General features: G+C 52.8%; 16 protein-coding genes, 1 pseudogene and 1 riboswitch. All 17 genes and pseudogenes read right to left on the reverse strand.

Annotation, left to right across the window (positions count from 1 at the left end; genetic code table 11):
- Positions 1-60 precede the first annotated feature (60 nt).
- Positions 61-1,182, reverse strand: a complete 1,122-nt coding sequence (locus ABFD83_00460) for a site-2 protease family protein (protein ID MEN6355535.1) — start codon at positions 1,180-1,182, stop codon at positions 61-63.
- Between the two features lie 81 nt (positions 1,183-1,263).
- Entirely contained in the window at positions 1,264-2,448 is a 1,185-nt protein-coding gene (locus ABFD83_00465; GenBank protein ID MEN6355536.1) for an MFS transporter, read from the reverse strand.
- A gap of 44 nt (positions 2,449-2,492) precedes the next feature.
- A complete protein-coding gene (locus tag ABFD83_00470; protein MEN6355537.1) occupies positions 2,493-4,373 on the reverse strand; it encodes a SpoIIE family protein phosphatase in 1,881 nt (626 codons plus the stop codon).
- A gap of 120 nt (positions 4,374-4,493) precedes the next feature.
- Entirely contained in the window at positions 4,494-7,955 is a 3,462-nt protein-coding gene (locus ABFD83_00475; protein ID MEN6355538.1) for a DNA polymerase III subunit alpha, read from the reverse strand.
- A gap of 180 nt (positions 7,956-8,135) precedes the next feature.
- The gene (locus ABFD83_00480) at positions 8,136-8,693 is read right to left on the reverse strand and encodes an amidoligase family protein (GenBank protein ID MEN6355539.1); all 558 of its coding nucleotides are present in this window, start codon (positions 8,691-8,693) and stop codon (positions 8,136-8,138) included.
- A 200-nt stretch (positions 8,694-8,893) separates the two neighbouring features.
- Positions 8,894-9,304, reverse strand: coding sequence for an iron chelate uptake ABC transporter family permease subunit (locus ABFD83_00485; GenBank protein ID MEN6355540.1), 411 nt, complete (start codon positions 9,302-9,304; stop codon positions 8,894-8,896).
- Complete coding sequence (locus ABFD83_00490) at positions 9,301-10,089, reverse strand: ABC transporter ATP-binding protein (GenBank protein ID MEN6355541.1); 789 nt, start codon at positions 10,087-10,089, stop codon at positions 9,301-9,303. Before ABFD83_00490 ends, ABFD83_00485 begins: the two co-directional genes overlap by 4 nt.
- On the reverse strand, positions 10,089-10,997 hold the full coding sequence (locus ABFD83_00495) for a cobalamin-binding protein (GenBank protein MEN6355542.1): 909 nt from the start codon (positions 10,995-10,997) through the stop codon (positions 10,089-10,091). Before ABFD83_00495 ends, ABFD83_00490 begins: the two co-directional genes overlap by 1 nt.
- Before the next feature lie 3 nt (positions 10,998-11,000).
- A complete protein-coding gene (locus tag ABFD83_00500; protein MEN6355543.1) occupies positions 11,001-11,519 on the reverse strand; it encodes a cob(I)yrinic acid a,c-diamide adenosyltransferase in 519 nt (172 codons plus the stop codon).
- A pseudogene (locus ABFD83_00505) lies at positions 11,516-12,259 on the reverse strand (diphthine--ammonia ligase). The gene ABFD83_00500 and the pseudogene ABFD83_00505 overlap by 4 nt, the downstream one beginning before the upstream one ends.
- A gap of 66 nt (positions 12,260-12,325) precedes the next feature.
- On the reverse strand, positions 12,326-12,985 hold the full coding sequence (locus tag ABFD83_00510) for a PEP-CTERM sorting domain-containing protein (GenBank protein MEN6355544.1): 660 nt from the start codon (positions 12,983-12,985) through the stop codon (positions 12,326-12,328).
- Positions 12,986-13,008: 23 nt separating this feature from the next.
- Positions 13,009-13,887 (reverse strand): PEP-CTERM sorting domain-containing protein, encoded by an 879-nt coding sequence (locus tag ABFD83_00515; GenBank protein MEN6355545.1) that lies wholly within the window; start codon positions 13,885-13,887, stop codon positions 13,009-13,011.
- Positions 13,888-13,914: 27 nt separating this feature from the next.
- Positions 13,915-14,766, reverse strand: a complete 852-nt coding sequence (locus tag ABFD83_00520) for a PEP-CTERM sorting domain-containing protein (protein ID MEN6355546.1) — start codon at positions 14,764-14,766, stop codon at positions 13,915-13,917.
- Between the two features lie 16 nt (positions 14,767-14,782).
- Complete coding sequence (locus ABFD83_00525) at positions 14,783-16,309, reverse strand: hypothetical protein (GenBank protein ID MEN6355547.1); 1,527 nt, start codon at positions 16,307-16,309, stop codon at positions 14,783-14,785.
- A 117-nt stretch (positions 16,310-16,426) separates the two neighbouring features.
- Positions 16,427-17,269, reverse strand: a complete 843-nt coding sequence (locus ABFD83_00530; protein ID MEN6355548.1) for a prepilin-type N-terminal cleavage/methylation domain-containing protein — start codon at positions 17,267-17,269, stop codon at positions 16,427-16,429.
- Between the two features lie 19 nt (positions 17,270-17,288).
- A riboswitch (cobalamin riboswitch) is annotated at positions 17,289-17,496 on the reverse strand.
- A 641-nt stretch (positions 17,497-18,137) separates the two neighbouring features.
- On the reverse strand, positions 18,138-18,548 hold the full coding sequence (locus ABFD83_00535; protein MEN6355549.1) for a cytidylate kinase-like family protein: 411 nt from the start codon (positions 18,546-18,548) through the stop codon (positions 18,138-18,140).
- A gap of 3 nt (positions 18,549-18,551) precedes the next feature.
- The gene (locus ABFD83_00540; protein ID MEN6355550.1) at positions 18,552-18,743 is read right to left on the reverse strand and encodes a hypothetical protein; all 192 of its coding nucleotides are present in this window, start codon (positions 18,741-18,743) and stop codon (positions 18,552-18,554) included.
- Positions 18,744-19,008 lie beyond the last annotated feature (265 nt).

Here is a 19,008-nt window from a genome sequence, read left to right on the forward strand (position 1 = left end):
CATTAATCATCGGTGGCCATTCCGGACTCTCAGCTCTCCACTCACCACTCTCAACTTGTGTCACATCCCCAGCCTGAGCTTAGTCTGAATGAGCCTGAAGACAGAGTCGCGCCCGACAGTGCCCTTTAGGTGATCGCCTTCTACCACCATCAGTCTGCAGACATTTTCAGTGCTTAACCTGGTCAGCGCAACCCATGCATCGTCTTCGGAGGTCACTTCATATTCGCCGTCAATGCGGTGCATGATGTCGCCCACCCTGGTCATATTCCACAGGTTGGACGGCACAGTCCGCACCTCTTCCGCTCCTATCACACCTACGACCTTTTCATCCGCCATAACCGGATAACACGAATACTCATGCCGCAGAAGCTGCTCGTCTACAAACTGTCTCACGCTCAAACCGGCCGGTATCTCCGGGACGTCTGTTGTCATTACCTGATCTATTCGCACGCCCGAGAGCGCCCGCCGTATGAGAAGCTGCTCATAACTTTGCCTGGCCGCGCCGGTGAGAAACCAGCCTATGAAGATCAACCACAGCCCGCCTATCAGGTTGCCGCCCAGGATCATAAAGAATCCAAAGGCCATCATCGCATAACCGAATCCCTGACCGGAATATGACGCCCACTGCGTCGCCTTGGTAAGGTCGTTTGTAGCGCCCCATATGATCGAGCGCAGCACACGCCCGCCGTCAAGAGGAAATCCAGGGACGAGGTTAAAGGCACCCAGCAGGAGATTAATGAATGCCAGATAACCCAGCACTGCGACTATAGGCATGGGCCATTCTGACCCTTCGCCTATCCCGCCCAGCAGGTAAAAGAACACTGCCAGCGCAAAGCTCGTCATGGGACCGACTATCGCCATCCAGAATTCTTCCCGAGCTGATTTGGGCTCATCGCTCATCTGCGATACTCCACCGAATAAAAAGAGCGTAATTCCCTTAACCGGAGTGCCGTATTTTCTTGAGACCACGCTGTGGCTGAGTTCGTGCACCAGCACAGACGCAAAAAGCAGCAGAGCCGCCAGCACTCCCATCCCCCAACTGGTGGCGACATCGAGGTCCGGGTAGAAGTGCGGAAAGTATCCGCTTGCCAGAGTGTAGACGACCAGAAAGAAGATCAGCAGCCATGACCAGTCTATGCTTATCTCAAAGCCGAACAGCCGGCCTAATTTCACCCCGCCCATATGTGACCTCCAAATCCAAGAGGGAGTATTTGGATTATGTCACTATGGCTTTACCCAATCCGGAGAGAGTAACAAACTCAGCTAGCCGTTGAGTTTGATGGCCGATCTCCACCTGTCCACTAGCCATTTGAAGACAGCTGCGCCGATCATCAGGCAGGCTCCGGTAGCAAGGAAAATTGAACGAAGACCGAATATGCCGCCGATCTTACCCGCGGCAAGCGGGGCGAGTAGAGCGCCCAGTGTACCTGCCGACTGCTGAATACCATACGCTCTTCCACGAAAGCTCTCGTCGACTTTTGTACATGTGAGCGCAGCCGTACTGGGCTGGACCGCAGCCACCCATAGTCCACTCATGAAATATACAAGTCCAAACATCCACACATTCGGCATTATTGTCAGCATGGCTGTGAATATTCCGCCGCCTACAAGCCCAATGATTATCACCCTCTCAAAGCCGATGCGTTCTCCAAGCATGGTCCATCTATGGGCGACAAGTATGAACGCCACCGCAGGCAGCGAGAACACGATTCCCACTAGCCATTCTTTTACGCCTAGATTGCCCAAATGAAGCGGTAGATACGGATTGATCGCATTACCGAAAACCCATGCCAGAAAAACTGCGAACAAGATTGCGACTTGTACCGGTGATTTGAACGCAGTTTCGAAGTCCTGTAACAGGCTCGTCTTTTCGAGGGCAACCGGCTTCTTGGGCTCCTGGACCAGCCGCCAAACAAGCAGTGTAGCAATCAAATCAACTATCCCCGATATCTGCATAGCGCCGCGGTAACCCACTGCAGCGGCAAGCAGCCCACCAATTGCCGGACCGATTATCAAGCCTGCAGCGGAAGCAGTCTGGGCAGTCGCAACAGAACGCGGAGCGTATTCTTCGGGTGTGTTTGTAGCTATCAGAGTAATGGAGCCGGGAATGAAACCTGTCAGAGCACCGTTCAGGAACCTGCAGAGAGCCAGATGCCAGGGAACTGTGGATATGCTCATGCCGAAATAGACTGCAGACAGGCAAAAACCTGCCCGTATAACCATTGTTTTTCGGCCGTAACTGTCTCCCAGCTTGCCCCAGAAGGGAAGAGCGATAATTGCCGCGATTGACTGCGCTGCAAATACGATGCCGACCCATGCAAGCAGGTTATGGCCCACTTTCATTTGCTTGAGGAAGAGTGGCAAAAACGGCACTATCTGATTCCAACTTGCCGCTGCGAGAAAAATAGTAATTGAGAGGACATATAAATTGCGTCGATAATAAGGCATTGCAAAAACGCTTCTCCAAAGCTATAACCAGTCTATCATGACTGTCAAGCCGGATGATGCGAATATTTGCCTGGATACCCACGATTTCGCTCTATAATTAATATAGCAACATCGTCTAGAAGCTTTCCTCCTGCCCAATGGCGAGCTGTGCTATAGAGCGCTTCGGCCAGTTCGTTAGGTTCCTTATGTCCGTGCTGCCTGAGAGCAGTTTCTATCCCTTCCAAATCGAGCAGTTCAGTCTCCCGCCTAGCCTCTAGAATTCCATCTGTATAGAGCACCATCTTATCTCCAGGTTCAAGGCAGGATCCGCCGCACTCAAAGTCCTGCTTTTCGAATAGGCCAAGCGGCGGATTGTGCACGGGAAGAAATTCTACTGATCCATCTTTATGCCAAATAGCTGCTGGTGGGTGGCCTGCGCTTGCATATGAGAAACATCCGCTTTTGGGATTAAGTAAGACCAACAGTGCAGTGATAAACCTTGTCGTTTTGGAGTGCTGTGAATATAGTACTGTGTTACTGCGGCTCAATGCCGTGTCTGGCGACTGTAAGTCAAACGTAAAGGCGCGGATTGTACTGCGTGCAGCCGCTGCCAGAGCGGCAGCTTCGATACCCTTGCCCGATACATCGCCGATAAACGCTCCTATTACTTCATCACCTGTGTCGAACACATCGTAGAAGTCACCGCCTACATCTTGTCCCGGGAATGCGGCCTGATATATTGCCGCCACTTTGCAGCATTCAATTACAGTGGGAAGTGGAGGCACCAGGGCCTGCTGCAGAAGAGTAACCTGGTTTTCGAGCTGTCTGCGAAGGGCGATCAGTTCGGTGACATCGCGCGCGATAGTCGATGCGCCGATGATATTGCCAAGCTCATCCTTTATTGGTGAAACAGTGAGTGATACGTCGATGAGCTTGCCGTCTTTTCTCATACGAACGCTTTCTCGATTTACAATCCGTTCACCACTTGCGAGTGCACTCAGGATTTCTTGCAAATCATCTATCGCATCAGACGGCAATAAAATGGAAATCGGTTTACCGATTGCTTCTTCGGCAGTATAACCATATATCGCTGCCGCACCCGAGTTCCATGATAGGATCGTTCCGTCCAGAGATTTGCCGATGATAGCGTCTGATGATGAATCGACAATGCTCGCCAACCGCGTCTTTGCCGACTCAGCCAGTTTCCGATCGGTTATATCACGTATAATGTTCAGCAAGATCAGATCATCGCTGACAAATGCAATTCGTGAACTGACTTCGACAGGGAAAGAGCTGCCGTCTTTTCGTCTGTGTATCGTCTCAAAAATGACTCCACGTTCCTCCTCTTCATTTGCCAGTGTGCTAATAATCGGTTCGATTCCCGGGGCGCGTATATCATTGACTCGCATATTGAGCAGTTCTTCCCTGCTGTAACCGTAGTTTTCGACGGCGGCGGCATTGGCTTCCATAATTTGTCCGTCTTCGCAGCGGCTGAAGAGGATTATGTCTTTTGCGTGCCTGACGAGAAGCTCATATTTTTGCAGTAAGTCTGCCAGATGTTGAATACGAGCCCGAGCAGCCCTTGCATAAAGCGCCGCTGCGCTTACCAGCAGCATTCCCAGCAAGTATCCCACAATTCCTGCCCACCCACGCGGCGTATCTGCAAGGGGCCAAAATTTGTTATAGGCGGCGGAGAAATAGTATTCAAACAAAATTAAACCCAGTGCCGCGCCGGTAATTGCCGGGCCTGTGCCAAAGAGGTAAGCCATAATCATAACGATTACTACATATAAAATGGGATAACGCCCGAGAGGAAAAATGGGTTCAAGCCAGTCCAGCAGCATTGTCAAGCTTATTAAAAGAGCGACAACCAGCACGTAGCCGATCCACACAAATTTTCGGCTTCGAGGCGCAACTGGGCATTCTTGTCTACCATTGTTCGACAATTAATATCTCCCGCGACAGACGATAGATGTACTTACTGCGCTACGTACTTATTTCCACTTTGGGTACGGATAAATGCTTTGTGGAAGCCAAATTGTTACGATAGTCTCAAGCCTGAGGAATTACGCTACCTTTACAGTCGAGCTACCCAAGACTCTCTCAACTTCTTCTACAAAACGTGTTGTAGCCATTACCTTATATGAAGTTGCAATCTTCTGGCGGGTACCGCAGTGAAACATCCAGAAATAGACCGGGCTATCGCCGGGGTTGGCTTCGAGTATGTGCTTTAGTATATCGAGACGGATATTAGGAGTGCCGTTGATCTTGATGTGGACCTTTCGGTGTCCGTTGCCGTTAGCCCTGCCGTTACTGTGTGCCAGCGGCGTGACCGACTCTCCCCTTATCTCGACTTCAACAGTGTTGTCCTCTTCATCACCTGCAAGCCGCTCCCTGTGGCTTGCCTTGCCTTTGATGAGCACAACCCTGTCTTTAATGAGCTGGCTCTCACAATTTTTGAAGTCGCGTGGAAAGAACGTGACATTGATCGACCCGTAGAGGTCTTCGATCTTTGCGAAGCCCATCTTGTCGTTTCTGCGGGTGATCTTGATGCGCACATCAGTAATGATCCCGCCTATCACACACTCCTGGTCGTTGTCGAGTTCTTTGTAGTTCGATGCATTTGCCGAGCAGCTTTTTTCGAGCTGAGCGCGCATATTATCCAGCGGATGGCCCGACAGATACAGCCCCACCAGGTCCTTCTCCATCGTATATATCTGATCCAGAGGATATTCACCGAGATGTGCATATTTGCCAGCGTCGAACCCACTGACAATTTCGTCCATGTCCGAACCGAAGAGGCCCGTCTGCCCGTTTTTCTGATCTTTGAGCCTGGATGCAGCCGCACTCATGGCGTCCGGCATCATCTCCATAAGCTGCGCGCGGTTAGGCAGAACCGATGAAAATGCCCCCACCTTGATCAGGCACTCCAAGCTGCTCTTATTCATAGCGGCTTCGGCCTGCACTCTCTCGCAGAAGTCGAAGAGGTCTTTGAACTTGCCACCGGCGTTCCTCGCAGCCACCATTCCTTCAATCACGCCTTTGCTGCAGCCCTTCACGGCTCCGAGTCCGAATCTGATTCCGCCGTCTTCCACTTCAAAGTCCGCGCCGCTCGCATTAACATCCGGCGGCAAGATAGGTATATTGAACCGCTTACAGTCATCTATATAGATAGAGAGCTTTTCTTTGTCGTCCATATTAGCCGAAATGAGCGCTGCATAGTACTCTGCGGGATAGGTGGCCTTCATATAAGCAGTGCGATACGCCACAAACGCGTAACAGACCGCATGCGCTTTGTTAAAAGCATAACCCGCAAAAGGTTCCACCTGCTCATATATCTTAGTCGCAATTTTTTCGGAGACGCCGTTTACCTTTGCGCCCTCAAGGAATTTCTCCTTCTGCTTGTCCATAATCTCTTTGTTTTTAGAGGACATAGCTTTTCGGAGAACGTCAGCCTGGCCCATAGTGAATCCGCCGATAGACTGCGCAATACGCAGCACCTGTTCCTGATAGCAGATAACGCCGTAAGTTTCCTTGAGAATAGGTTCGAGTGATGGATGCAGATATGTAATAGGCTCCTGACCGAACTTGGAGCGCACAAACTTCGGAATAAACGCCATCGGCCCCGGTCTATATAGGGCGACAATAGCCGCAAGCTCCCTGACCGAGTTTGGCTTAAGCTCGATAACGTTTCGTCGCATACCCGCGCCTTCGAGCTGGAACACACCGTTTGTGTCGCCCCGGCCCAACATTTCGTACGTCTTTTTGTCGTCCAGGGGGATGTTCATGATGTCGATATCGATCCCCTGACTCTTCTTTACATTTTTGATCGAGTTCGCAAGGATCGTAAGGTTCGCCAGACCCAGGAAGTCCATCTTGAGCAGTCCGACCTTCGCGATGTCCTTCTTCGCCATCTGTGCGACAAACTCGCCCTTGCCCCCCTGCTGCACCGGCACATGATCGGTCAGCGGGTCATAGGATATCAGCACGCCCGCCGCATGCACTCCCACATTTCGATTGATCCCCTCAAGACTCTTGGCTGTATCTATCAGCTTCCTGACGGAATGGCTGCTGTCATACGCGTTTTTGAGGTCGACATTTACTTCCATCGCCTGATCGATAGTCATACCTATCGGCATAGATGGGATCATCTTGCATATCCTATCGACCTCCGGCAGATCCATTCCCAATACACGTCCGCAGTCACGCACCGCTGCGCGCGCCTTCATAGACCCGAAAGTCGCGATCTGACCTACGCGGTCCCGGCCATATTTCTTGCAGACGTATTGTATAAGCTCCTCACGCCGGTCGTCCTGAATATCCAGGTCGACATCAGGCATCTCCACACGTTCCGGGTTCAGGAATCGCTCAAAGGCAAGGCCATATTCTATAGGATCGACATCAGTAATCCCAAGTCCGTATCCCACCAGACTCGACGCAGCCGAACCTCTCGCGCCTACATACATCCCGGCATTACGCGCGAAGTCCGTAAAGTCGCGCACTATGAGCATATACAGGGGAAAGCCGCAGTCGTTGATGATCTTGCACTCATACTCAAACTGTTTCCTATAATCATCAGGCGGCTCCTTGCCCAAGCGCCTCTTGAGACCTTCCCAGGCCTCATTGTGCATGTAGTTATCAGGGGTTATATTTTCCGGCACACCCGGGTCAGGGAGCTTGGATCGTCCGAAGTCGAACTCAATATTGCACCTCTCGGCAATCTCGAGGGTGTTTTCCAGCGCCTGAGGTATTTCCGGGAAGAGCTTGGCCATTTCTTCCTGGCTCTTCATATAGAACTGATCAGAGCCAAAGCGAAATCTGTTGGGATCGTCCAGTGTCGATCCAGTTTGTATGCAAAGCAGCACATCGTGCGCTTCGGCATCTTTTTTATTTGTGTAGTGGATATCGTTAGTGGCTACCAGCCTCAGACCCATACGCTTCGAGATATCCAGCAAGGCCTCGTTTACAGGCTTTTGTTCACGCAGGCCATGGTCCTGGAGTTCAAGATAGAAATTGTCTTTGCCAAAGATATCGATATATTCGCCCAGAGACCTGTCGACCCTCTCGAAGTCGTTTTTCATGATCAGATTGGGGATCTCTCCGCCAAGGCATGCCGTAAGCGCGATCAGCTCGTCGCTGTATTCGGCCAGCAGTTCTTTATCTACTCTGGGCTTATAGTAGAAACCTTCGGAGAATGCAGTGCTTACAAGTTTTATGAGGTTCTTGTAGCCCTTTTCGCTCTTTGCCAGCAGCACCAGGTGATACTGCTCTTTATCGAGTCTGGGATCCCTGAGTGTACGGTGGCGCGGAGCAACATACACCTCACACCCCATAATCGGCTTGATCCCGGCTGACTTGGCCTCGCTGTAGAACATGAGGTTGCCGTACATAACACCGTGATCGGTGATGGCAACCGAGGGCATCTCATACTTGACGGCTGTCTTAATGATGTCCTTGATCCGGCTCGCGCCGTCTAGAATGCTATATTCGGTGTGAGTATGAAGATGAACGAATCCTGGCGCGCCCATGGAACTTCCTTGTGATGAAATTAGCTGTCAGACACCATTTTACCACAGCCGAGCCTTTTCGCAGCGCTTAATAGAAGATATTTCCACGGAGATATAAGCAGTGACTTATCCCTCGACAATAATACGAACTCTTTGTTGCCTATATCCGCAAAATCCATAGATGCATCAGCTTCGATATCTCTATCCCATAGCTTGCAAAGCTCCGTACCAGGCCTTGTTGACCTGGTCGCGGGTCCGTGCTCTGAGCTTCTCAAGCCGGGCTATGAAGTCGTCGCTAAGCGGCTTGGTATACTGGCGCATCCGCTGTTCGCTCACACCCAGCGCCGCGATGATCAGCGGCTCGTATTTGTAGAACGTCTTTGCAAGGTTGGTGAGCGCCTTGCCGCCAAACTCCTCGGTTCCGACATGGATGTGGAGGCCACACTTCTCATCGACCTGGGCTCCGCACCTGCGGACCGCCCGGACCACTTCCTGCAGGTCCGCGATGTCCTCGTAGCACAGGACCGGGCTAACTATCTCGGCGCGCAAGTGGGCAGCGACACTGGCGAGTGAGGAGTCCGCCACCACTTTCCACACGCGATTCTTGTCATCTCTCACTTCCCAGGGATCATAAGAGGAGGATCCAGCCACATGGCTTACCTCGCCACCGACCACGCTCTGGATGGCTCTGGCGACTGTTCCCCGCTCTCGTTTTATGGTCTCTATCTCTATTCCGAACCTGAGTTCCTGTAGCTTCAATTGGCGCTACCTCCGTTAGTTGCTGAACAGAACAGATGTTCTGCGCGCAACCAATTGGTGCCTCAAACGCGGCAGTGAAGTCAAGAGAAACATCGCGAATCCGAACAGAAACCGTGTTCTTACGTGGTAGTGGCGGAGTGGGCCTGATCCGGGTGGGTAATGGCCACTCCTGCAAGCAGCATCGCCGATACCGAAAACCCTTATCGCATCCGAGAGAGACCATATACAAGCAGCATAGACAAAGCCGCTCCCGCGAACGCGAGCAGCGAAGCGCCGGACATTCCGATCACTGTGAACGCCAAGCCCAGCCGGGTCTGCAGAGCCGCGCCGAACGACGCACCGCTCGCGACTCCTAACGTAGACTCGGTCGCAAGAGGGTTCCTGAACATGGCCTGGAAGACCATTCCGCTGACAGCTAGAGCTGACCCAGCGAGAAATGCCGTGAGCGTTCGTGGGAGTCTCAGCGACCAGAAGATCGACGACTCGATGTCCGACGGGTCGGGATGTATCACTGCGCTTATTCCCGTGACCATGGTTCCCACCAGTGGCATAATGACCAGACACGCTGCCGCAAGCACTGCGAAAAATATGAGTATAGAGACCCTCTTCAACGGCCACCTCCAGACGGCGCAAGCATTAGCAGATCCGAACACTCGGCTGAATATGCCGTGAACCGCGTCTCGTAAATGGCTTCGAGTATACCGTCCGATATGAGCTTATTAGAATCTCCGTCAAAACAGATAGAGCCGTGTTTCAACGCCAACACGCGATTGCTGAGAGCTATCGCCTGATTGATGTCGTGAGTCACGGCGATGACTGTGACGCCGCGATCCTTATGCATTCGTTTCAGAAGCTCTGAGCATTCCACATGGTGCTTATAATCTAGGAAAGCAGTCGGCTCGTCGAGCAGGAGCAGCTTTGCGCCCTGGACAAGCGCGGCGGCGACGAACGCCATCTGCTTCTCACCACCGCTCAAGCTGTCGATGTCTCTAGTAGCAAACTGATCGATTCCCACTTCGCGAAGAGTCTTCTCAACGATGGTCCTGTCTTCTCGAGAAATCAAAGTGAACGGGCTCAGATATGGGTAGCGTCCCATCAGCACAAACTCCTCGACTGTGAACGGGAGCGAGCGTCCGCCGGGCTGTGGGACATAGCCAATGAGTGTGGCGAGCCTGCGCTGGCTAAGCTTGTACACTGGCGCACCGAAGAGGGTGATCTCGCCTGTCCACCCGGTAAGCACTCTGTTCAGACATTTGATGAGCGTGGACTTACCTGCACCGTTGGGGCCGATGATCGAAACGAATTCGCCCTCGTCCACTCTGAAAGACACATCCGCAAGTATGGGATTCTTGTCGTAGGCAAACCCCAGGTCGCGGACATCCAGCACACAACTCATTATTTGCGGCTCCATTCGATCTCGGGGTGAATTGCTCTGGCAATGTCTTCCAGGGTCTCGATGAACCTAGGACCGGGCACGACGACGTAGTCACTTGTAAGCGTATAAACCCTGTTGTTCTTCACGGCCGATACGTGGGACAGCGTGTTCCATTCGCCGACAGACTTCTCGATCCGGTTCTTCCCCTTGCCCGGGGCGAGATCGATAATGATGTCCGGGTTGAGCCTGGTTATTCCTTCTCCTGAAAGCGCGGGGGTCTTAGCGATGTTGCTATCGTAGGCGTTTCTGCCTCCGGCAATACCGATGATCTCATCGTAGAAGTTGTTCTTGCCGGCAACGTATATCTCGCTGACTCCTCCGCCCATTGACCGTCCGATGGAGATCAGCACGCTCGGTCGGTTCAAGCCCTTGGTCCGCCTCTTTACTTCATCGATTCTGCCCTGAATGCCTGAGACCAGTTTGTTAGCTCTATCATCAGCGCCAATGGTGTGCCCAATCTTTGTGATGGAGGCGATGATGCCGGGAATAGTGTTCTGGTTCACCGTGAGCACGCGCAGACCAAGATCAGTGAGCTTCTTCGCTGATTCCTTGTTTTCCACCGTGACTATAACGAGATCCGGCTTGAGCCTTACGATGGCCTCGAAGTTGGGGTCGATGTATCCGCCGATCTTAGCGATCTTCTTCGCCTCCGGCGGATAGCAGCAATAACGTGTCACTCCTACCAGCCTATCACCGGCCCCGAGAGCGAACACCGTCTCAGTTATGCTGGGAGCAAGTGAGACGATCCGATTTACGGCTGCGGCCTGACGAGTGAGGTGATGGCCGAAATCAACCTGCGCCTGCCTGGCGGCGTACATTCCGACGCAGACCAGCACAATAACAAGCAATATTGGAAGGAGCTTTCTCATAGCCTAGCTCTCGATTCCGGCTCGCGCGAGCACACCTTGAGTATAATAGTGCTTCACCTCACGCATTTCCGTGACGAGATCAGCACGCTCGACGATGCGATCATCGACATACCTGCCGGTGATTACCAGCTCAACATGCTCCGGCTTCGTATCGATGATCTCCAGCAGTTCGTCAACGCTGAATAGGTTGTAGTAGGTGGCAATATTGGCTTCGTCCATGATGACAAGCCCATATTCGCCCGATGCAACTGCACGACGCACTTCGTCCAGCCCCTGTCTGGCGACAAGCACATCATCCATCTCCGGTTCATTGCGAATGAAGCAGCGTCTCCCGAACTGCTTCAGTGTGATCTGGTCCGACAGCTTAGCGAATGAATGCAGCTCGCTGTAATCCATGCCTTTCACGAACTGACCGATGAACACTCTCATGCCCGCGCCTGCAGCCCGCATTGCGAGCCCTAGCGCGGCTGTCGTCTTGCCCTTACCGTTGCCGGTATATACTTGAACATATCCCTTGCTCATCTCACGACCTCCATTTCGTTTTCGGTGATGATAGGCAGCACCGAGTGGTTATCTATCTCAAAGATACTGCCGGTCTGAAACCGCACCGGCTCCTTGAACAGCGGTCCATCGTAGACGAATGTGTGGAACTCGCCATTCTCTCCGCAGGCGTCAACGTCTATTGCCTCAAGCTCGCCGATTAATCCGTCCTCGATCTCACGACCAAGAAACCCGGCAGGCATGCGATCCGTATCGACCACGACAATGATAGCCTTGAACCCGGCCTCAATGAACTCGCGCACGAGTTCTCTTCGTGAAGCTTGCCACAACGGTTCGTGAGCAGTCAGACCGGACTCGCCGCAGACCCGCTCAACCCATTCCCGGTGAGGCTCAAGGTCGATATCGCCGAACACGCCGTGCAGGACTCCCTGCGACTTGAATGTCTCGGCGTTTTTCTTGAACTGCTCCTCGTAGCCCTTCCACGACGAGCGGGTCATGAGGATTGGCAGTTCCATTGCTCACGCTTGCGCACGAAGGGAGTTCGGGTATAACCCGTGGGAGCGTGAGTGCGTCCCGGTCTCATCGATCATCGTGAAGAGCGACGCGCACGTGTGGCCCGCTTGGGTCATGCGATAAAGTGCCAGGCAGGAGTCTTTGCCTCCGCTCCACGATGCGAAGAAGTCGAAGCGTTCGCACGCTTGGTTGTCTTGGTTCAATGCTTGTAACCTCCGATTGTCAATGCATTCACCTCGCGGTATCATGACCGCGGGTGGACTTGAAGACCGAAGGACTGGAGGCACCCGGTCCTTCGGAAGTGGATGAGTTATTTAGCTTACGCGTCTGCGCATAACAAGTCCACCCATACCTATCAGGCCGCTGACCATTGCTATTAGCGAACCTGGCTCCGGCACGGCAACAAAAGGAACATTCAACGGATACACGTTGGGGTCCCCGCTGAACCACTGAATTGCGTTGATGCCTTCAAGCTGACCATTTGCAAGCAATTCTTGGTTATAACCGGCCATATTGGCGTTCCAGTCACCCAGCTTGGTCCAGTCAGAGCTCATGGCGCCCCATTTGGCATAGGGATCTGAGGTGCTGGCGAGATTCCAGCTTCCCAGTTCGTCGGCGTGCGTATGGTGATCTACACCGTCGTTGTAGACGATGTCTTCGAGGAATGCTCCACCATACCCGGAGGTCACGGTGAACACTCCGGCATTGTTGAGTGCATTGAGCATATCCGATTCGTACGCAGTACCGTCCCAGCGGAAGCCAAACGCGTGCGATTCGGTCTGATACGGACCTCCCATGATGTTCCAGTCCACAACGAGAATCGATTCGTTTGCTCCACTGCCTGCCCAGGCATCTACATCTATCCAAGCGGTTTTACCAGAGACCGAATTGAATTCATAAGGTGTCGCTGACGCTGCAGTGGCACCTAGAATCATCACTGCAACTGCAATTTTGAGAACCCTCGTAAGTTTCATTGTTTTGCTCCTTTGTATTAGTCTTATGATCTTCTGCGTCTAGTCCCAAAGCCGATCAGACCGACGGCTCCGGTTACAAGCGCAAGCAGACTTGAGGGCTCGGGAACTGCGGCAACATCAGAGAATCCGTCGATCTCGCCACCGCTGAACCCCGAGACTCCCTCGACTTTAATATATTGAATCCAGCCAAAGCCCGATTCGGCCAGATCGAAGCCGGTGCCACCGGCGGAACCATCGAAGAGAGCAATCGCCTGAGCACCGGTCTTGCCCGCGAAATCCGCGCTGGTCAGACTGGGGTTGACCGGCTTGGTAAAGTCAGCTTGCGTATTCGTCCAACAGGCGTTGGCGCTGTCCCAAAGATAGGCATTCGTTGGGAACATGGCGTCGGCGTAGGGGCCGTTGTTGTAGGTGTACCAGTCGGTGCCGTCCTGGCTGACCGAGACTTTCATGTTCTCCGCGAATATGCTGCCGTTAGTTAGCTTGTAGGTGTTCATATTGGTCGTGTCGGAGACGGTTCCGCTGCCGACAAAGAACGAGTTACCGAAGACCAGGAAGTCGATACCGTAGGGGTTCAGCGGATCGTCCATTACCTGGTGGTCGAATTTCACCTCCATCCATTGGCCGGTGTTGAGGGTCGTAATGAGCTTCTCTCCGCTCGGGCCGACATTGTACGCGGGCTCGACAAGCTTTACCCGATGATTGCTGGTGTCGCCCCAGGTGTTCTTGAACCATGTACTGGGCTGCCCAATGACTGCGTTGGGATCATTGTAGAGAGACGAACCGGTCAGATCGGATGAATAGCCGATAAGCGTCGTGGCATATGGGCTGAATGCGAACGCCGCGGCGCTCAACGCCATAAGCCCTGCTGTAAAGAGTGTAGTGATTGTTCTTTTGAGTTTCATTGTGTTTTCCTCCTTATGGGTTCTGGGTTATATTCTGCGCCTCGCCGCGAAGCCGATCAGCCCGATTGCTCCGCTTATGAGGGCCAGAATGCTTGGGGGTTCGGGAACAGTTGAGATTGTCGATACATCCGGCGCGTGCTTATGTTCGTACCATGCCGCTGAACCTGCTGAGGTAGGGTCTGAAAAGTCCAGTCCGCCTGCCGCAATCGACCAGCCGACCCACGTGCCGTTTTGAATATTCACCGAACTTATTCCGACCTGCGAAAACGTCCAGCCGCCGTCGGTGCCGCCCCAGCCATCGGTTGTTGTCCAGTATTGGCCTGGGCCTCGATTTGGAGCCATGCTGGAGTTTGTGGTACTCTGCCAAAGCTCCCAGTTCGGCCCGTACCAGCCGCCCCAGTAGAGATCGGCTGGATCAGTGGAGTTGAAGTAATCCGGGTCGGAGTAGCTACCCGCCACAATTCCGCCCTTGAAGTCGGACTTCGAGTAGGTTGTTGAGCCGTCGGTCAGGCCATACTGACCATTATGGTCCAGATCATAGCCAAGGCCGAAGACCGCCGCGCCATACTGCGTATTGCCACTGGTCAGGGCAAATACGCCGACATTCGCGCCTAGAATGGCATTGAACATAGCCGCGCCGGTCGTTGTCCCGTTGAAACGATATCCGAACGCCATGCATTTCTGAGTGACGGGTAGGTTCACGTTGCTCAGGTTTGGGTCGATTACCTGAGGGGTGCTCCACTCGATCACCATTGCGGCTTGGTTGCTACCACTGCCGGTCCACTGTTGGACGTCATTAAATGAGAATGCGCTCGCGGATGAACCGACGAGCATTGCTGCCGACACAATCAGCAGCATGAGAGTGATGATTCTTTTCATTGCGTCCTTTCCTCCTTCATTGCAAATCGTTTCCGTCTCTGAGCCTGACAACCGGCACGAATCCGCCCTGTTCATCGGACTCAACCGAACTGATGCCGGTGACTGTTACGAACTGATCCTTGGCGGGCGGAGTAAAGTCTGACTTAGCCGTTACTCCCCAGTTGGGGTCACCAGGGTTGGGAGCGTCGCTTTCCGATGGTGCGGTCCTGGGAGCGATGCACTTGATCTTCCGCCCGGAGCCATCGTCGACCACGAACGATTTCGTATCGACATCGACCGATGTCACTTTGCCCCAGGTCCTCACCAGCAGATCCTTGGTACTCAAGCCATTTCCAGCGACAGCCTTGTTAGGCATTCCTAGTGGCTTTACATCTATAGTGACATCTTGACCCTGTTCGTCCTTTTCGGTGAGGACTGATGTCGCCAGGATCACCTTCTCACCGTTGATCGTGTCCATGTCACCATAGACTCTGAGCTTTTGGCCTCTGACGAACACTCTGCCCATCAGCTTGATGCCGCTGGATCGGTTCGACTGTTGAATATAGCAGAACCGGCCTGTTGAGTAAGTCTCGCCGGACACGACTACATCGTTCAAGACGACATGTGTCCCATCATCGAGCTTCTTTGCCTCACCGATTGACGTTGGTGCGATCTGGTGGCTCACACGAGTGAATGCATCGACTTCTCCGCCAGTCCCATCGACCTTGATATACTGAATCCACTTCCGTCCGTTGGCGTCTTTTGGCCATGTGTCAGGTATCTCGGCGAGATCGAATGCCGTTCCACCGCCGGAGCCTTCATACATATCGATTGCCTGGGCGCAGCTCTTGTAGTTGTAGTCTGCGGGTTGCCATGCAGGATCGACCGGGCGAGTGAAGTCGAGTTCCACCTCCTTGCCGGAGCTATTCAAGAGCCAGTGGTTTTCCACCCAGTCCCACGCGAATGCTTGAGTCGGGGCATAATCATCATCGTAGGGGCCGTTTGAATATGTATACCAGGTCACACCATCCTGGCTGACGCTAACGGGCGACGGCTCGATGAAGATAGCGTCTCCGCCATAGGCAGAGAATATCATCTGCTCCATGTTCGATGCCGCGTATACATACGAACCGCCCAGCACGAAGAATGCGTTTCCGTAGACCTCGAAGTCCTTGCCATACCAGTTGTCCGGATCGTCGTAGATAGGCGTGGCGAACTTCACTGTGATATAGCCTGCCGGATTGCCGCGTCCTGCAGGCATGATCGAAGTGATCAGCTTTTCCCCATTGCCGTGGATTCCATCGTTAGGAGCGACGTTCCATGCCGGGCAGACCATTGATACAGCACAGATGCCTGGGTCGTTGGGTGCGCCTGAACCCCACATCCAGGTCGATGGTTTTCCAAGGACAGCGTTGGGGTCGGCATACGGATTATTCGCGCCTCCCTGACCAAGACGCGAATAACCTACCACCTCAGACGCCCACCAGTCGGTGGCCATCGCAGCGCCGCACAGGCTCAACCCGAGCAGCAATACGATGGCCGAAGTTACAGACCGATACCTCATTTTTGTTTTCCTCCCTCGGAAATGGCGTCTCTTGCCATTTCCGTCTCTCTCGTGGCGAATACGGCAGCATTCCATGCAAGGAAATGCGAGAGTGTTTCTGCCACGACATTTGTTGTTCTAGTCCAGATCATAGGCCGAGTCGTCCAGCGACAGACCGCCGGTATCGGGCGGGCAGTCGTACGATTTCTTGCCGAGTGGGAGCCAGGGTACATCGGTGTAGTGTGTATACTTCTTCCGAACAGCAGCCACGTGGCCGTCTGCATACGCGACTGTTGCTGCTCCATTGTGGCGAAAGTGAACGGTTCCCCATCTGAAAAGCAGTTCACTTGGAGCACGGAGGTAGTTCTGGGCAGACTCGCCATGAGGCCCGTATGCGCCCTCGGCGAAAACAGCAGTAGCTGACGGATGCCTTATTCGCCCCAATAACGCTATTGTGTGAGGACGGCCGGAGTATTGATCGATCCAGACCTCGTTGAACTGGTCGACCTCTCCGCCGATGTAGCTCATATTGTATGCATAGCCGGAATAAGGACGATCATGCTTGCCGCCGTAGAAAGAAGGGCAGCTCTTGATCTCGCCATTTCTGCAATATGGACTCAGCAAGCCATATTTCCAGATGGTCTTGTCCCCCACGTCTTTGAGATCGAAGTCCCACGCGTGAGTCCAGCCGTCATTTGTGTAGTAAAGTGAGGGGCATGCCCAGCCGTTGTTGTCATCGGCATACATCAGCCATGCCTTGCTGATCTGGCTCAGGTTCGAAATGCACTTTGCCTGCCGAGCCTGCTCCTTGGCGGATATGAACACGGGAAAAAGCATCGCCGTGAGGATGGCGATGACAGCTATTACCACCAATAGCTCTATGAGTGAAAAACCATATTTACCAAAACGGGCTCCTCGCCCATTTCGGATGATTTGGACGGGAGCCCGTAATACGCCTGACGCGCAATTAGCTTCCAACATCTCAGCCTCCGAAGATGTAGAATAGGATCGCAGATCAGGCAGGTCTTCTGGCTCTCGGATCGCTCTACTCCCGATGTCTTCCCGCAGTGTCCTGTGAGTTTGCTGACACTGCAGTGACTTGATATCGGTTTCGTCCCCGATTACAGCGGCGGGCCCGCGACGGATTTACACCGTCTTCCCTCTTGGTCCCGGAAATATCCCGGGAAACCTGACCGCGCATGGTATTCAGTTTTACTGGAAACATTATCAAGCAAACGGAAAGAGAAGTCAATCAGTTTGCTTGGTAAAATCGTATCATAAAATGCTACGAAACTACAAAAGATGTCACAAGAGTGGTGGCTGTAGTATATATATAGTGTAGCTCTGCTATCAAGCATTTACAGACTAGCACTCTGCAACTTGATGCGCTTGTGAACTACAGGATTGCGGATAATGCCTTGGTAACGGGAGAGCAAAAGGATCACGCGCAAGACTAGACGCGAGAAACATCAATTGATTGGAGGTGAGACCGAGGAATCCGCATAGAGGAGACTGAACGCCACACCAGATTGCATGCAAGACGTCGATTTTTGTCAGGACTACTGGGTAAATGCATCATCTATTTCGAACAGATCTGGTGTAGAGCGAGTAACCCCGATACCATGCTCCATTAGAAGCAATACAAGCTGTTCGCCATTCATCAAGGCAATCGGTGTCTTGTTCGACTGTGCGGCTTCTTTGACAGCACCGGAAGTCTTCAGCCACGGAACGACTTTTCATGAGATTGTGCAACTGACCAAATATCACAAATAGCAGAGTGTTCCGATTACCGACAGAAGATGCAGCCATCGTTAGAGCATTCTTGCTATTATCCGTTGAATAACTTCGGTTATTCGAAAATGCCTTCCAGTCGTGCAAGCATAGAGTCAAGTACCATTTCTTCAGCAAGTGCAAAGCCCAGCGCACTTGTATCGATAGACAAGTGATATAACTGCGCATCCGCCCAATCACTACCTATAACATTGCGGAGGTAACGTTGTCGATCTTGATCGCTTGCTTCAATTAGCTTTACGGCTGCTTCAGCAGACATGTTATAGATTTCTTGAATACGCTTGGAGCGAAAATCCGTATTCGCATATATGAAAACGGCAAGATGTCTCGGATTTTCCCGCAGTAGATGATAGCCACCTCGGCCCACTATCACCGAATGCCAGTTCTCAGCAATCTGCGTGACAATTGAAGACTCGACGACGTGAAACTCATTGTCCAGCGGCGGTACCGGAAGCGAGATGATAAGCACGTATTACTGGAAGAAACTGGAAATACTTGCCACCGTTGAGAAATACGCCTGCGAGATGTGGTCATATTCCGCCAGTAGGAATGCTTCAAACTTGGTGCGGCCGTCAGCAACCATAGGAGGCTCTTCTGGTTGCTCCGCGCTCGACGATTGAAGAAGACGCCCAATAGCGTTGATCATCCTTGTCGGGTCAAACAAAATCGTACCTCCCAGTGTGGTGGAACGGCGCTTGCCAAGCCAGAATAACAGTGCCGGTATATCACGAGCCTACCACGTGTCATGCCTTTGGATGGTAATGGGCAAGTAGGTGGGAGAACTCTGTTCCATCAACGTCCACTTCCCGTCCGCTGGATACCCTCAAGAACTCGGCTCGCTGGCTTTCACTCAATGCCTGGAACGCGTTCCGCCACTCGCATGCACCGTTGTTCTCGTGCTTTCTCCTATTGATGATGTACTCCTCCGG

This window comes from Armatimonadota bacterium (assembly GCA_039679645.1).
Lineage (GTDB): Bacteria > Armatimonadota > UBA5829 > UBA5829 > UBA5829 > UBA5829.

Excerpts from the sequence above, each read along its gene's own strand:
- ABFD83_00460 (MEN6355535.1), bottom strand. The coding sequence starts at position 1,182 with ATGGGCGGGGTGAAATTAGGCCGGCTGTTCGGCTTTGAGATAAGCATA.
- ABFD83_00465 (MEN6355536.1), bottom strand. The coding sequence starts at position 2,448 with ATGCCTTATTATCGACGCAATTTATATGTCCTCTCAATTACTATTTTT.
- ABFD83_00475 (MEN6355538.1), bottom strand. The coding sequence starts at position 7,955 with ATGGGCGCGCCAGGATTCGTTCATCTTCATACTCACACCGAATATAGC.
- ABFD83_00490 (MEN6355541.1), bottom strand. The coding sequence starts at position 10,089 with ATGAGTTGTGTGCTGGATGTCCGCGACCTGGGGTTTGCCTACGACAAG.
- ABFD83_00495 (MEN6355542.1), bottom strand. The coding sequence starts at position 10,997 with ATGAGAAAGCTCCTTCCAATATTGCTTGTTATTGTGCTGGTCTGCGTC.
- ABFD83_00500 (MEN6355543.1), bottom strand. The coding sequence starts at position 11,519 with ATGAGCAAGGGATATGTTCAAGTATATACCGGCAACGGTAAGGGCAAG.
- ABFD83_00510 (MEN6355544.1), bottom strand. The coding sequence starts at position 12,985 with ATGAAACTTACGAGGGTTCTCAAAATTGCAGTTGCAGTGATGATTCTA.
- ABFD83_00515 (MEN6355545.1), bottom strand. The coding sequence starts at position 13,887 with ATGAAACTCAAAAGAACAATCACTACACTCTTTACAGCAGGGCTTATG.
- ABFD83_00520 (MEN6355546.1), bottom strand. The coding sequence starts at position 14,766 with ATGAAAAGAATCATCACTCTCATGCTGCTGATTGTGTCGGCAGCAATG.
- ABFD83_00525 (MEN6355547.1), bottom strand. The coding sequence starts at position 16,309 with ATGAGGTATCGGTCTGTAACTTCGGCCATCGTATTGCTGCTCGGGTTG.
- ABFD83_00530 (MEN6355548.1), bottom strand. The coding sequence starts at position 17,269 with ATGTTGGAAGCTAATTGCGCGTCAGGCGTATTACGGGCTCCCGTCCAA.